Below are 15,356 nucleotides of genomic sequence, written 5' to 3'. Positions count from 1 at the left end.
ACACGACAACCGCAATGAAAAAGTTCTTCACCTGGCTGATCAAGCCCGCCGTGCTGGCCTTCCTGGGCGCGCTGCTGCTCGCCCTGGTCATCTGGTTCGAGTTACCGCTGGTGTCCTACGACGGCCACTATCCGTTCGCATCGGAGACGGTGCGCTGGACCTTCATCTTCATCGTCTTCGCAGTGTGGGCCGGCTGGCTGGGCTGGCGCTGGTTCAAGGCGTGGCGCGCCAACCGCGAGCTGATGAAGAGCGTGGCCGGCGAGGATGCGAAACCTGCGCCTGCCCCCGAGGAGGGCACCGCCGAAGTGGCGCAATTAAATAAACGCATGCAGGACGCGATCGCGATCCTCAAAAAATCCAGGACGGGCGCCAAGGGCGGCCTGTACCAGCTGCCGTGGTATATGTTCATCGGCGCGCCGGGCAGCGGCAAGACGACGGCGCTGACGCAGTCCGGCCTGAAGTTCCCGCTCGCGGACGCACTGGGTAAAGGTGGCGTCAAAGGCGTGGGCGGCACGCGCAACTGCGACTGGTGGTTCACGGACGACGCCGTGCTGCTCGATACGGCCGGCCGCTACACGACGCAGGACAGCAACGCCGGCGCCGACAAGGCCGCGTGGACGGGCTTCCTGCAACTGCTGAAAAAATACCGCCGCCGCCGTCCCATCAACGGCGTGATCGTCACCGTGCCCGTGAGCGACCTGCTGCAGGACACGGAAGCCGGCCGGCAGGCGCAGGCGCAAGCGATCCGCGACCGCCTGAAGGAACTGCACGACCAGCTGGGCGTGCGTTTCCCCGTCTACGTGCTCGTGACGAAGTGCGACCTGCTGGGCGGCTTCGTCGAATTCTTCGATGCACTGGGCCGCGAGGAACGCGCGCAGGTGTGGGGCATGACGTTTCCGCTGCAGGACGGGATCGACGGCGACGCCGCGCTGGCCGCGTTTCCCGCCGAATTCGAGCAGCTGGAACAGCGCCTGCAGGAACGCGTGCTCGCGCGCATGCAGCAGGAGCGCGACCCGCACAAGCGCGCGCTCGTCTACAGCTTCCCGCAGCAGTTCGCCGGTATCGAGGATGTGCTGAAGCGCTTCCTGGACGACGTGTTCGCATCGAACCGCTACGAACGCCAGGCGCTGCTGCGCGGCGTCTACTTCAGCAGCGGCACGCAGGAAGGCAGCCCGCTGGACCGCGTGATGAGCGCGATGGCCGCGTCGTTCGGCCTGGAGAGACAAGCGCTGGCGCCGAACGCCGCCAGCGGCCGCAGTTACTTCATCACGCATCTGCTGCAGCAGGTGATCTTCCCCGAGGCCGAATTGGCCGGGGTGAACCACGCGCTGGAAAAGCGCCGGCGCATGATCCAGTGGGGCGCGGTCGGGGCCATCGCCGTCGCGTTCGTGCTGCTGGGTGCCGGCATGATCACGAGCTATGTGCGCAACCGCGCGTACGTCGCGGACATGGAAGCGAAATCGGCGGACATCGCCAAACAGGTGGCCGCGTTGCCCGCGCAGGGATCGACGGTGCAGTTGCTGCCCGTGCTCGACGCGCTGCGCACGCTGCCGGGCGGCTACGACGACCGCGACAAGGGCGCGCCGTTCCTGAACCGCTTCGGCCTGTACCAGGGCGACAAGCTGGGCGAGGCCGCGCGCATCGCCTACCGCAAGGTGTTGCAGGACACGCTGCTGCCGCGCCTGCAGCAGCGCATGGAAGACCAGTTGCGCAGGAGTGCCGCCAACAGCCCCGAGTACCTGTACGAAGTGCTGCGCGTCTATCTGATGCTGGGCGACGCGAGCCACTTCGATGCCGAATCCGTCGCCGCGTGGGCCGCGCTGGACGATGCGCGCAACCTGAAGGACGCGAACGACGATCAGAAAGCAGCGCTGGCCGCGCACGAGCTGGCGCTGATGGAAAACTTCCGCGATGGCCAGGCGATGCCGCGCCTCGATCCGCAACTGATCAGCGATACGCGCCTGACGCTGGCGCGCATGCCGCTCGAACAGCGCGTCTACAACCGCCTGAAACGCCAGCTGGTGCGCGAAAAGCTGCCGGAATTCAGCCCCGCCAGCGCGGGCGGACGCGAAGCCGCGAACGTCTTCGTGCGCAAGAGCGGCGAGCCGATCACGCGCGGCGTGAACGGCATGTTCTCGCCCGCCGGCTACGCGAAGTTCCTCGAGATGAGCAACGAGGCCGTGGACGACGTCGAGAAGGAACGCTGGGTGCTCGCGCAGCAGGAAGCGACGCAGGCCGGCAACCGCGACCAGGTCCGCCAGGCCGTGCTGCGCCTGTACTACGACGACTACATCGTGCAATGGGATGCGCTGCTGGCCGACGTGAGCCTGCGTCCGTTCGGCACGCTGGAGCAGGGCGCGCGCATCACGAACCTGCTGTCCGGCGCGGAGTCGCCGATGCGCAAATTCCTCGTCGCGGCCAGCAAGGAGACGACGCTGGGGGCTACGCGCGCACCGCTGGCCGCATCGGTCACGGCCGCCGTCAAGGGCAAGCTGGACGCGTACAAGAAGAAGCTGGAAAGCGCGATGGCCAGCACGGACGATGCCGCGCCCGCCGCACCGGTGAAGGCCGCGAACCCGGTCGACGCGCACTTCGAAGACCTGCACAAGATGACGACGGGGACGCCGTCGCCGCTGGACCAGTCGCTGGGCATGCTGAAGGACGTCGCCGTCTACCTGGACAGCGCCGCCGCCGCCAAGCGCACGGGCGCCCCGCCGCCGCCGGGCGACGCGCTGGCGAAAGTGAAGCTCGAGGCGGACGGCAAACCGGCGCCGCTGGGCACGATGCTGAAGTCGATCGACAACGGCGGCGCGGGCCTCACGTCCGGCAGCGAACGCGAACGCCTGAACGCCTTGTGGACGGCGGGCCCGGCGCAGTTCTGCCGCCAGGCCGTCGCGGGCCGCTACCCGATCGTGAAATCCGCCGCGCAGGACGTCACCGCCGACGACTTCGGACGCATGTTCGCGCCGGGTGGCCTGATCGACGACTTCTTCGCGAAGAACCTCGCGCAATACGTCGACATGGGCGGCGCCCAGTGGCGCTGGCGCGCGACCGCGAACGACGGCACGCTCGGCATCCCGCAATCGACGCTGGACGAATTCCAGCGCGCCGCGAAGATCCGCGACGCGTTCTTCGCGAACGGCGGCCGCCAGGCATCGATGCGCTTCGACCTGAAGCCGGTGTCGCTCGACCCGGCCATCACGAAGTTCGTGCTCGACATCGACGGGCAAGCGCTGACGGCGGCACCGGGCGCGCTGGCGCCGGCATCGTTCCAGCTGCCGAGCGGGAAGGGCGGCGGGCAGGTACGTCTCGACGTCACGCCCGCGAGCGCGCACGGCTCGCTGCACACGGAAGGGCCGTGGGCGTGGTTCCGCATGCTCGACAAGGCCACCGTGGCGCCCACGGCGCAGGGGGAGCGCTACAACGTGACGTTCGACGCGGACGGCCGCAAGGCCACGCTGGAACTGACCGCGAGCAGCGTCGTCAACCCGTTCCGCCGCGCCACGCTGGAACAGTTCCGCTGCGTGGACAAGCTGTGACCGGGTACTTCGGCAAGGTCTCCACCCTGGGCGACTTCGTGTCGCGCGGGCTGCCCGATGGGCTGGTCGCGGCCTGGGATGCGTGGCTGCAGCAGTGCATTCATGCGAGCCAGCAGCAGTTGGGAGATCAGTGGCTCAATCACTATCTCACCAGTCCGGTGTGGCGGTTTGCGATTGCGCCCGGGGTGCTTGGGCCGGAAGGATTGGGCGGCGTGATGATGCCGAGTGTCGATCGCGTCGGGCGCTATTTTCCGCTGATGATCGGTGCTGTCGGCGCGCCGCCGCTGCTGGACTGGTTTCACAAGCATGTGGCCTGGTATGACGCGGTCGAGGATCTGGCGCGGGCGTCGCTGGATCCGGCGTTCGGGCTGGCGCAGTTCGATGGCATGCCGGAGCCTGGGGTGGCGAAGGATGCGCAGCCCGTGCCGGTGAATGGCACGTGGCGGTTTGCGCTGGATGCGAACGTGGGCGAGCGCATCGCCGCGGCGGCGTTGCAAGGACATGGCCTGTGGTGGACGGCGGGTTCGCCCGGCGTTGAACCGACGATGCTCACGTGTGCCGGGATGCCGCGAGCGCAAGGATTTGCAGCGATGCTGGACGGTACCTGGCACTGAACCATTGAGTGGTTCCCTTGAGACGCCCCAACTGCCGCCAAGGGTGGACGAGCAAAATTATCAAACCGTATATCCGGTTTGATTGAGGAGTCCATCCATGAACAAGCAAAGCGCATCAATCTGCAGTGGACTGTTCCTGTGCATCGCGGGAGCGCTTTCCGGGTGCGCGACGAACGGCATGACGCGCTCGGGATTTCTCGACACGTATGAGACGCTTGCGCCGACGCGGTACAAGCATGTATTGATGTTCCGCGAGCCCGGATTCGACCCGGGACGCTACGCCGAAGTTGTTGTGGAACATCCGTTGATCAAGACGAGTTCCGGCCGCATCGAAGGACTCGACGATGCGCAGCAGCGCGAAGTCCTGGATTATGTCGACACCGAACTGCATCGTCAGGTGAGCAAGATCCCGGCGGCGCCAGGTGCGGCAGGCCGGGTGCGGCTGCGCGTGGCGGTGACCGAACTCCAAACACCCAATCGGATGGTCAACGCGATAACGCTGCTGCTGGTCGGGCCAGTCACAACCGGCGGCGCGAGTCTGGAGTTCGAGGCCGTCGACGACAGCACCGGCCGCCGCATCGGCGCGGCGACCTGCTTCGATCACGGCAACGTCCTCACCGAATTCTTCGCCTCATACACGGTGCTCGGTCACGCCAAGGCGGCGATCACGACGTGCATCGAGCGTATCGATGGCGCGTGGCGGGATACAACATCCGTGAATACTGCACAGATATAATTCCTGGACTTTCACCGGAAAATTCATGTTCACGCGCGGTTTAGTTTCGACATCCATCGCCATGCTCGCCATGGCATCCACCGTCGCGCTGGCCCAGCCGGCAGCCGATACCGCATGGGATGCCGGCGCACGGGCCGCCGACAAGGCCTATTGGGAAGCCTATAACCGTGCGGATCCGGATGGCATGAACGCCTGGCTGGCGTCGGACGTCGAGTTTTATCACGACCGTGGCGGCAAGGTAATCGGCAAGAAGGCGCTGTCCGCGGTGAATGACGGCATGAAGAGCGCGCCGGTCAAATTGCGTCGCGAAGCCGTGCCGGGAACGATCCGCTTCTTCCCGATGCGCCGGGGCGAGACGCTGTATGGCGCGATCGTCACCGGCGAACACCGGTTCTATGCGCGGCCCGTGGGCGCACCCGAGACGCTGGCGGGGCATGCGAACTTTTCGCATCTGATGCTCTTGCAGGGAAAGCAGTGGCGCATCTCACGCATTTTCAGTTATGAGCACGTGGATGCGCCCGCACCAGCGAAGTAAACAGCCGGCTTAGAACTCGTAGGCGCCGATATCGATGGCCGCGCCACGGGGACGGGCCACCAGCATCAGGTCGACGCGCGGTGCCGACGTCGACGTACCGCGGTCGATCGCCGGCGAGCTGCTCGACAGGCGATAGTTGCCGGTGCCGTTGGCCTGGTAGGCCACGAACAGCGGATCCGACGAAATCGTGCCGCTGACGCTGCCCGCCACGCGCATGGCGGTGCCGCTTTTTGCCACCAGGTTGTTCACATAACGGTTGTTACCGGCCATTTTGCCCAGTTCGACGATGCCGTAGGTCGTGTTGTCATACACGACGTTGTTGGCGACGTAGTTGTTGGCCGAACCCGTGGTCGTGCCGGCATCGCCCTGGCCCAGCAGGATACCGTCCTTGCTGCGGAAGACCGTGTTGTTGACGATCGTCGACGCGGTCGCGCCGTGCCACTGTTGAATGCCGGCCATGGCAACGCCCGAGACGAGGTTGTTCGTGACGACATTGTTTGCATTCGCGATGTAGATGCCCTGCACCGTGTTGCACTTGCCGATCATCGAGGCGCCGATGTTGCGCACCACGTTGCGGTCGATGACGACACCGCCGACCGGGCCATAGGTATCGATGGCCGCGCCGCCGCTGCCGTTGCAACCGCCGCTGATGGTCAGGTCATGGATGAAGTTGTTGGTCATCGTGAGGTTCGCGCCGGCGGCCAGGATGCCGTGACGGCCCGAGCCGGAGATGTCGAAGCCGTCGATATCGACGTAGCTGCCGCGCGAATCCCACGTGATGCCGGTGCCCGACACGATGATCTTCGCGCCCCATTTCACGTCCGAGACGAATTTGATACGGGCGGTTGCGGTACCGCTCTTGCTCGTTTTGATGCCGGCGTTGTCCAGCGCGGGCGCGGAGACGCGATACGTGCCTGCGGCAACGTGGATGACGGTGCCGGCGCTGGCGAGCGCATCGGCACGCGCGATCGACTTCACCGGCGCGGTTTGCGTCCCGGGGTTCGAGTCGGAGCCGGTCGTGGAGACATACAAATCCTTGGCGACGGCGGAAGCCATCGGGGCCGCTGCGAGCAGCACGACGGCGCCGCAGGACAGGAGAACGTTTGCACGGATGTTGGAAGCGAAAACAGCAGTTTTTTTCATCGGGAGAAGCCTGACTCAGCAAGTTAATGAGTAAGCTTTGAGGCAGGGAAACTTCCTAAGTTCACTTTTTTTAGCGAAAAATTTCTGTGGCGTAGCAATCCTTCAAGAAAGAAATCGTCGGGTAGTGAGACAATCTTTGCGAACACACCAACATCACCAGGAATTTGGAATGAATGACCGTATGACCCCAGCCCCGGACCAGGGCCTGCCGGCCCCATTGCTGGCCGAACTGCAAACCCGCTTCGGCCCCCGTTTCTCGACCGCCGCCGCGGTGCGCGAACAGCATGGCCGCGACGAATCGTCGTTCGTGGACGTGAATCCGCCCGACGCGGTGGTGTTCGCCGAGGACGTCGCGGACGTCCAGGCGCTGCTCGCGCTGGCGGGCCGGTACGCGGTGCCGGTGATCCCGTTCGGCGCGGGGTCGTCGCTGGAAGGTCATCTGCTGGCGGTACGGGGCGGCATCAGCCTCGACGTGAGCCGCATGAACCGCGTGCTTGCCATCGATACCGCGGACATGACGGCGACCGTGCAGCCGGGCGTGACGCGGATGCAGCTGAACCAGGCGCTCAAGGGCACGGGACTGTTCTTCCCCGTGGATCCGGGCGCGGACGCGTCGATCGGCGGCATGTGCGCCACGCGTGCCAGCGGCACGAATGCCGTGCGCTACGGCACGATGCGCGAGAACGTGCTCGCGCTGCAGGTCGTCACGGCCGCGGGCGAGATCGTGCATACCGGGACGCGTGCGCGTAAGAGCAGTGCGGGCTACGACCTGACCCGGCTGATGGTGGGCAGCGAAGGCACGCTCGGCGTGTTCACCGAGATCGTCGTGCGCCTGCACCCGCTGCCGGAAGCGCAGTCGGCGGCCGTGTGCTCGTTCCCGGGCATCGCCGACGCGGTAGGCGCCGCGATCGACATCGTCCAATCCGGCATTCCGATCGCGCGCATGGAGCTGATCGACGCGAACACCGTGCGGATGGTGAACCGGTACAGCAAGCTCGATCTGCGCGAAGAACCGATGCTGCTGATGGAATTCCACGGCACGCCGGCTTCCGTGCGCGAACAGGCGGAAACGGTCGAGGCCCTGGCGGGGGAGCACGGCGGCGCGGCGTTCGCCTGGGCGACCGACCCCGAAGCGCGGTCGCGGCTCTGGACGGCGCGCCACCATGCCTATTTCGCGGCCATCGCCTCGCTACCCGGCTGCCGCGCGATCAGCACCGACACCTGCGTGCCGATCAGCCGCCTGGCGGAATGCCTGCTCGAGTCGGTGCGCGAAGCGGACGAGATGGGCGTGCCGTATTCGCTGGTCGGGCACGTCGGCGACGGCAATTTCCATTTCGGTTACCTGATCGATCCGCACAAGCCCGAGCAGCGCGAACGCGCGGAACTGCTCAACGCCCGGCTGGTGGCCCGTGCGATTCGCCTCGACGGCACGTGCTCGGGCGAGCATGGCATCGGCATGCACAAGATGGATTTCCTGATGCAGGAAGCGGGGCTGCCCGCGGTGGAACTGATGCGGGCCATCAAGCGGGTGTTCGACCCGCAGAACATCCTCAACCCCGGCAAGGTGTTGTGGGGCGCGGCCAAACAGGGCGCTGTGCGGCGCAGCTGGGCTACGTCCGCGGCAATGCCACCCTGACATGGCACACATCGTCCTGTTTCACTCGTCACTCGGCCTTAGGACGGTAGAGCGTGAGGCTGCTGCACGCCTGGAAGACTGGGGGCATCGGGTAACGCTGCCGGATTTATACGCAGGCCGCGCGGCCGACGCTACGGATCCGGGTCTCGCGCTAATGGATGAGATCGGCTGGACGACAATTTGCGAGCGCGCCCGCTCGGCGCTGGCGGATGTACCGGACACAGCTGTGTTATTCGGCGTGTCCATGGGCGCTGGCGTGATCGGCGCCATCTGGCCCGAGCGACTTGCAGCGCGCGCAATCATCCTGCTGCACGGTCTCGCGACAATTCCCGCGCACGTAAAGCCAGCTACGCCGGTTGCCGTTCACGTCGCCGATCCGGATCCGTTCATACCGCATGGGGAGACCGAGCGGTGGCAGGCGCGCGCGGCCGCCGCAGGGATGCTTGCGACGATTGTCGTCTATCCCGGTGCGGGACACTTCTTTACCGACCCGGCGTTGCCTGACTTTTCACCCGCCGCCAAGGAAGCGACCTGGGCTGGTCTGGCGAGCTTCCTGGAACGTCTGGATTGAGTGCCGAGTTTGCCGTTTGCGTTATGCCCCGCGCGGCAACGCCACCCTGAACACCGTTCCCTTGCCGACTTCGCTCTTCACGGCGATCGTGCCGTGGTGCCCCTGCACGATCCCGTACACGATCGACAGCCCGAGCCCGGTCCCTTTGCCAACGGGCTTGGTCGTGAAGAAGGGTTCGAAGATGTGATCGAGGTGCGCCGGCGCGATCCCGCATCCGTTGTCCTCGATCTCGACCCAGACGACCTTCTCGTCATGGCCGGTGCGCACGATGATCGTGCCCTTGCCCTCGATCGCATGGGCCGCGTTGATGAGCAGGTTCAGGAAGACCTGGTTGATCTGCGAGGGCAGGCAATACAGCTCGGGGACGCCGGCGTATTCCTTGACGACGTCCGCCTTGTACTTGATTTCGTTCCAGGCCACGTTCAGGGTGCTGTCCAGTCCCTGCTCGAGATCGGCCATTTCCTTTTCCGTGCCGCCGGGCCGGGAGAAATCCTTCAGGTTCTGCACGATGTGTTTTACACGCTGCAGGCCTTCCCGCGATTCGGCGAACAGCGCGTCGAGGTCCTGGCGGATGTCGTCCAGCCCGATGTCTTTCTTCATGAAGGCGACCGGTGCGCGCGCGTCGCCCGGCAGCAGCCCTTCGACGCCTTCGAATGCGCTGATGAGCTTCAGGATGTCTTTCGCGTCGCGTTCGAGCGCGCCGAAATTCGAACTGATGAACGCGAGCGGATTGTTGATCTCGTGGGCGACGCCGGCGGCCAGCAGGCCGATCGAGGCCATTTTTTCGGACTGCAGCAGCTGGCCCTGCATGTCGCTCAGCTTGCGGATCAGGACCTGCTGCTGTTCCTTCTCCGCTTCCAGCCGCGCATTGGCCTCTTCCAGTTCCTGCGTGCGCTCGCGCAGGCGCTCTTCCATGAGCTTGCGCTGCGTGACGTCGTAGCCGATGCCGACGATGCCGTTCACCGCGCCGTCTGCGCCGCGCAGCAACACCTTGGTCGTCACGGTCCAGCCCAATTCGCCCGTGTCCTGGTCCTCGACCAATTCCTCGTAATCGAACAGCGACCGGCCGGAATCCATGACCTGCTTTTCGTCGGCGAAGTATTTGGCCGCCAGCTCGGCCGGGAAGAAATCGTAGTCGGTCTTGCCGATCAGTTGCGGCGGCGTCTCGACGCCGGCCAGGCGGGCCATGCGGTTATTCCCGAACAGGAACCGGCTGTCGCGGTCCTTGGCGTAGATGCGGAAGGGGATGTTGTCGACGAGGGTGTGCAGCAGCGTGCGTTCGAACGCCAGTCCTGTCGTCGACTGGTCCTGCCGGCTCTGTTCCCGCAGGGCCGCGTTCGTCAGCGCGATCGACGCCGCGGTGGCGAGGATGTCGAGCAGCGCGGCGTCGACTGCCTGCGCACGCTCCAGCACGACCATGCCGTCGCCGACCGCGAAACAGGTCGTGTCTCCGATACAGGCCGTCTCGCCGGCGGCCGCCCAGTATCCGCGCTCGGCGCCGCACAGCGACACCGCAACGGCCACCGTTTCCTGCTGCAGTGTTTCCGCACTGGCGTCCGCGGTGAGACGACGTAATCCTTGCGCCAGCGCTGCGAGCGCAGGCTCTTCGGATTTTCTCTCGGAGAAATTTAGTTTCGGCATGGTAATTTATTCTTGCAGGTTCCTCCCGGTAATTACAAATGGTTTCGACGCATTGGGACAAATAGCCACACTCATGCGCCAAATCGATGACGATCTGTTCACACCTTGGCCGCGACCGCCTCCGCGCCTTGCTGGCGACGGCCGGCAGCCCGCTTGACCCAGTAATCGGCGCGCTCGATGCCCAGCGCGGCCGGATCGAATTCCGGATCCTTGCCGGCCGCGCGCTGCGCTTCGTAGTCGCGCAGGCATTTGAAGGCCACATTACGCAGCAGCAGGATCGCGGCGATGTTCAGCCAGGCCATCAGGCCGACGCCCAGGTCGCCCAGCGCCCAGGCCACGTCGGCCGTCTTCACGGCGCCGTACACCGTCGCGCCGATCATGCACACCTTGAGCACGAGCGTCATCCACGGGCGGTGCACGGTGCGGTTGATGTAGGCGATGTTGGTTTCGGCGATGTAGTAATAGGCGACGATCGTCGTGAAGGCGAAGAACAGCAGGGCGAGGGCGACGAACAGCGAGCCGAAGCCCGGCATCACGTTTTCCAGCGCGGTCTGCACGTAGCCCGGGCCCGAGGCGACGCCGTGGACGCCCGTGTGGATCGCGGTGCCGTCGGGGCCTTCGACGTTGTACTGGCCGGTGATCAGCAACATGAAGGCCGTCGCCGAGCACACGAAAAGCGTGTCGATGTAGACCGAGAAGCCTTGCACGAGGCCCTGCTTGGCCGGATGGCTGACTTCCGCGGCGGACGAGGCGTGCGGTCCGGTGCCCTGGCCCGCTTCGTTCGAATAGACGCCGCGCTTGACGCCCCACTGGATCGCCATGCCGACGATGGCGCCGAAGCCGGCATCGAGGCCGAAGGCCGAGCTGAAGATCAGCGAGAGCACGCCCGGCAGCTGCTGCCAGTTCAGGAAGATGATGACGCAGGCGACGATGATGTAGGCCAGCGCCATGAACGGCACGACGATTTCGGCGAAGTGGGCGATGCGCTTGACGCCGCCGAAGATGATGAAGCCGAGGGCGATGGCGAGCAGCGCGGCGGTGACGTTGGCGTCGATGCCGGTGGCGTTGCGCAGGCCCTCCGCGATCGAATTCGCCTGCACGCCCGGCAGCAGCACGCCGGTGGCGAACACGGTGACGACGGCGAAGATCCAGGCATACCACTTCATGCCCAGGCCCTTCTCGATGTAGAACGCGGGCCCGCCGCGGAACTCGCGGTCGATCTGTTCCTTGTAGACCTGGCCGAGCGTGGACTCGACGAACGCGGAGCTGGCGCCCAGGAAGGCCACGGCCCACATCCAGAACACGGCGCCGGGGCCGCCGAACGTGATGGCCGTCGCGACGCCCGCGATGTTGCCGGTGCCGACGCGGCCGGCCAGGGTCATGGCCAGCGCCTGGAACGACGATACGCCCTCGGCCGAGCTTTTCCCTTCCATCATGAGGCGCACCATCTCCCGTAGATGGCGCAGCTGCAGGAAGCGCGAGCGCACCGAGAAATACAGGCCGGCGCCCAGGCACAGGGCGATCAGGGCCGGGCTCCAAACGATGCCGTTGATGGCGTTCACCAGGTCGTTCATTGCTTGCGTCTCCAGGTCAGGGATCAGAGGAAGTGCAGGGCCGCCACCGCGATCAGCGTGGGCGGTGTTGCGGCGGCGAGCAGCCCGAGGGGACTGATCGCGCGGTCGGGGAAGCTGTCTCTCAAAATCGCGGCGCCGGCCGGATTGGGCGCGTTGGCGATGAGGGTCAGGCCGCCGCCCGCGACAGCGCCGCCGACGAGGGCGGTCTTGTACGCGAGGCTGAGTCCGGGCACCTGGGCGCCGAGGTAGGTGAGGGCGGCATTGTCGGTGATGGCCGTGAGCGCGGTGGTGCCGAAGAACACGGCGTCGGCGCTCATGCTGGTCAGCAGCGGTGCGAGCCACCAGGCCTGCAGGCCGCCCAGCACCACGAGGCCGGCCAGGAAGAAGGCGACGAGCAGCGCCTCGCGCAGGATCAGGTTGTCCTGGTAGCGCTGGTAGGCGGCCGTGAAGCCGAGGAAGAACAGGAAGATGCCCATGAAGACTTGCGGATGATGGGCGAAGACGACGATCAGCACGAGGAACAGCAGGTGCGTCGCGATGACCGGCAGCGGCACCGGATCGGCCGCGGCATCCGCCGCATCGCCCAGCGCGAGGAAGGGGCGCCGGAACACGACGAGCAGCAGGATCGTGTTGGTCACGACGGCCAGCGCGGCCTTCCAGCCGAAGGTGGCAAGCATGAAGCCGAGGTCCCAGCCCCACGTGGACGCGACCATCAGCACGGGCGGCGCGGCGAACGGCGTCAGGGTGCCGCCGATGGAGACGTTGACGAACAGGACGCCGAGGATGGCGTATTTCAGGCGCGAACCCGTGGCGCGCGCGAACACGCTGTCGCGCAGCAGCAGCGCGGCCAGCGTCATCGCGGCCGGTTCGGTGATGAAGGCGCCCAGCAGCGGCACGAGGGACAGCACGACGAAGCACAGGGCCATCGTCCGCGGCAGCGGCAGCAGGCGCGCGCCGCTGCGCACGAGCAGGTGGGCGAAGTCGAGGATCGGCCGGCTCCCCGCCACGACCATGATCGCGAACACGAACATCGGCTCCGTGAAGTTGCGCGACTCGAGGTAGGCCACGGACTCGTGGCGGCCGGCGACGCCGAACATGAACAGCATCAGCACCATCGCCCAGAACCCGAACACGACTTCCACTTCGCCGAGCAGGTGCCAGATGCCGGCATGGCGCGGGTGCGTGTGCGCGAGGCGCTCGAAATACTTGACGGAGAAGGTGTGGAGGACGGCCACGCCGAACAGCGCGGCACCGATCATTTGCAGGGTCGTGGGTATGAGCATAGGGTCGTGACAAGGCCGCGTGGCGGCCCGACCAGCGCTATCACCTGCCGCGCCGACATGGCGCGAACACCCCTTATCCGGCGAGTATAACGTACGGGCGGCGTACCTTCCATTGTAAAGATTGCACCGGTACTGTGACAGCGCTACCATCCCCTGAATAATAATCAGGAGACACCATGACACACCCGTTCGCCCGGCTGACGGCCGTGCTGCATTTCTCTGTATTGACGTTGGCAGCCTGCGTTGCGCATGCCGCCGATCCTGCCGACGTCCAGTTGGCCGGCCAGCCATCGAAAGCGGCCCGCGCCGGCAGCCTGATGGCGCCGACCCAGAACATCTACGCCCGCAGCCACGTGAGCCTGGACGGCCGCTGGAGCTACATCATCGACCCGTACGAGAACGGCTATTACGACTACCGGCACATGCCGTTCGACCAGTCGGACAGCGGCAAGGGCGGCTTCTACGACGACCGCAAGCCGAAGGACAAGACGGAGTGGGTCGAGTACGACTTCGACCACGCGCCCACGATGAAGGTGCCGGGCGACTGGAACTCGCAGGCGGAAAAGCTGCAGCTGTACGAGGGCACCGTGTGGCTGCGCCAGGCGTTCCAGGCCGATCCCAAGCCGGGCAAGCATTACGCGCTGTACTTTGGCGCCGTCAACTACGAGGCGCACGTCTACCTGAACGGTAAAAAACTCGGCATGCACAAGGGCGGCTTCACGCCGTTCCAGTTCGACGTGACGGACAAGCTGGCGAAAGGCCGCAACGTGGTCGTCGTCAAGGCCGACAACACGCGCCACCAGGACGAGATCCCGACCGTGAACACGGACTGGTGGAACTACGGCGGTATCACGCGCGACGTGCTGCTGGCCGAGCTGCCCGCCACGTACATCGCCGACTACAAGGTGCAGCTGGCGAAGGGCGACGCCCGCCGCGTCGAAGGTTTCATTCAAATGGCGGGGAACAGCAAGGCGCAGCAGGTGACCGTCAGCATTCCCGAGGCGGGCATCAGGACCACCGTGCGCACGGACGCGAACGGCCGCGCGGCGCTGAACTTCCCCGTCAACAAACTGACGTTCTGGTCGCCCGAGCAGCCGAAGCTGTACAGCGTGGAGCTCTCGGGCGGTGGCGACAAAGTCGTCGACCGCATCGGCTTTCGCACCATCGAGACGCGTGGCCAGGACATCCTCCTGAACGGCAAATCCGTGTTCCTGCGCGGGATCTCGATGCATGAAGAGAACCCGCTGATCCCGGGCCGCCCGCGCGGCGCCGGCGACATGCGCATGCTGCTGCAGTGGGCCAAGGAGATGAACTGCAACTACGTGCGGCTCGCGCATTACCCGCACAGCGAAGAGATGATCCGCCTGGCCGACGAGATGGGCCTGATGGTGTGGGCGGAAGTGCCCGTGTACTGGACGATCTCGTGGACCAATCCCGACACCTACGCCAACGCGAACGCGCAGCTGACGGACCTCGTCACGCGCGACAAGAACCGCGCGAGCGTCGTCGTCTGGTCGGTGGGGAACGAGACGCCGATCGGCGGCCCGCGCAATACGTTCATGAGCAACCTGGCGAAGACGGCGCGGTCGCTGGACGACACGCGCCTCGTGGCGGCCGCGCTGGAAATCCACCGCAAGGGCAGTGACATCACGGTCGAGGATCCGCTCGCGGACTACCTCGACCTCGCCAGTTTCAACGAGTACGCCGGCTGGTACTGGGCGAGCAACGCGGAGATGCTGAATTACCGCTTCGACGTCCGCTACAACAAGCCGGTCGTCGTCACGGAATTCGGCGCCGAGGCGCTGGGCGGCTACCACGCCGATGCCGATACGCGCTGGAGCGAGGAATACCAGGACACCTTGTACCGCAACCAGTTCAAGATGCTGTCCGCGATCCCGGGCCTGCGCGGGATGACGCCGTGGGTGCTCGTCGACTTCCGCTCGCCGCGCCGCCAGCATCCGTACTTCCAGGACTTCTGGAACCGCAAGGGCCTGGTCACGGACGCCGGCAAGAAGAAGCTCGCGTTCTGGACCATGAAGCAGTTCTACGACGACGTCCAGCGCAAGTACGCGCATTGAATCAGG

General features: G+C 65.7%; 11 protein-coding genes. 7 read left to right on the top strand and 4 right to left on the bottom strand.

The window, feature by feature from the left end:
- Window positions 1-14: 14 nt before the first annotated feature.
- From tssM to QPK29_RS06555, 4 genes are all read left to right on the top strand, one after another.
- On the top strand, window positions 15-3,539 hold the full coding sequence (tssM, locus tag QPK29_RS06570) for a type VI secretion system membrane subunit TssM (protein WP_371770554.1): 3,525 nt from the start codon (window positions 15-17) through the stop codon (window positions 3,537-3,539).
- On the top strand, window positions 3,536-4,153 hold the full coding sequence (gene tagF / locus QPK29_RS06565; protein ID WP_371770553.1) for a type VI secretion system-associated protein TagF: 618 nt from the start codon (window positions 3,536-3,538) through the stop codon (window positions 4,151-4,153). Before tssM ends, tagF begins: the two co-directional genes overlap by 4 nt.
- A gap of 97 nt (window positions 4,154-4,250) precedes the next feature.
- On the top strand, window positions 4,251-4,889 hold the full coding sequence (locus QPK29_RS06560; RefSeq protein WP_371770552.1) for a DUF3313 family protein: 639 nt from the start codon (window positions 4,251-4,253) through the stop codon (window positions 4,887-4,889).
- A 25-nt stretch (window positions 4,890-4,914) separates the two neighbouring features.
- On the top strand, window positions 4,915-5,424 hold the full coding sequence (locus tag QPK29_RS06555) for a nuclear transport factor 2 family protein (RefSeq protein WP_371770551.1): 510 nt from the start codon (window positions 4,915-4,917) through the stop codon (window positions 5,422-5,424).
- A gap of 9 nt (window positions 5,425-5,433) precedes the next feature.
- On the opposite strand, the gene QPK29_RS06550 is transcribed toward QPK29_RS06555, so the two are convergent.
- The gene (locus QPK29_RS06550; RefSeq protein WP_371770550.1) at window positions 5,434-6,567 is read right to left on the bottom strand and encodes a choice-of-anchor Q domain-containing protein; all 1,134 of its coding nucleotides are present in this window, start codon (window positions 6,565-6,567) and stop codon (window positions 5,434-5,436) included.
- 181 nt (window positions 6,568-6,748) lie between these two features.
- On the opposite strand from QPK29_RS06550, the gene QPK29_RS06545 reads away from it, so the two are divergent.
- Entirely contained in the window at window positions 6,749-8,203 is a 1,455-nt protein-coding gene (locus QPK29_RS06545; protein ID WP_400189741.1) for an FAD-binding oxidoreductase, read from the top strand.
- A 1-nt stretch (window position 8,204) separates the two neighbouring features.
- Entirely contained in the window at window positions 8,205-8,774 is a 570-nt protein-coding gene (locus QPK29_RS06540; protein ID WP_371770548.1) for a dienelactone hydrolase family protein, read from the top strand.
- Between the two features lie 21 nt (window positions 8,775-8,795).
- Here the strand turns inward: QPK29_RS06540 and QPK29_RS06535 are convergent, their stop codons facing one another.
- The 3 genes from QPK29_RS06535 to QPK29_RS06525 all read right to left on the bottom strand — a co-directional run bounded on the left by QPK29_RS06535 (window position 8,796) and on the right by QPK29_RS06525 (window position 13,272).
- A complete protein-coding gene (locus tag QPK29_RS06535; RefSeq protein ID WP_371770547.1) occupies window positions 8,796-10,415 on the bottom strand; it encodes an ATP-binding protein in 1,620 nt (539 codons plus the stop codon).
- Window positions 10,416-10,513: 98 nt separating this feature from the next.
- Complete coding sequence (locus QPK29_RS06530; protein WP_371770546.1) at window positions 10,514-11,989, bottom strand: alanine/glycine:cation symporter family protein; 1,476 nt, start codon at window positions 11,987-11,989, stop codon at window positions 10,514-10,516.
- Window positions 11,990-12,012: 23 nt separating this feature from the next.
- A complete protein-coding gene (locus QPK29_RS06525; protein ID WP_371770545.1) occupies window positions 12,013-13,272 on the bottom strand; it encodes a putative Na+/H+ antiporter in 1,260 nt (419 codons plus the stop codon).
- A gap of 176 nt (window positions 13,273-13,448) precedes the next feature.
- Here QPK29_RS06525 and QPK29_RS06520 point away from each other — a divergent pair, with 176 nt between their 5' ends.
- Window positions 13,449-15,350 (top strand): glycoside hydrolase family 2 protein, encoded by a 1,902-nt coding sequence (locus tag QPK29_RS06520; protein ID WP_371770544.1) that lies wholly within the window; start codon window positions 13,449-13,451, stop codon window positions 15,348-15,350.
- The last annotated feature ends 6 nt before the right edge of the window (window positions 15,351-15,356 follow it).

It is taken from the genome of Massilia orientalis (genome assembly GCF_030411975.2).
Classification (GTDB): Bacteria; Pseudomonadota; Gammaproteobacteria; order Burkholderiales; family Burkholderiaceae_D; genus Telluria; species Telluria orientalis.
This window is presented reverse-complemented; position numbering and strand designations above follow the sequence as displayed.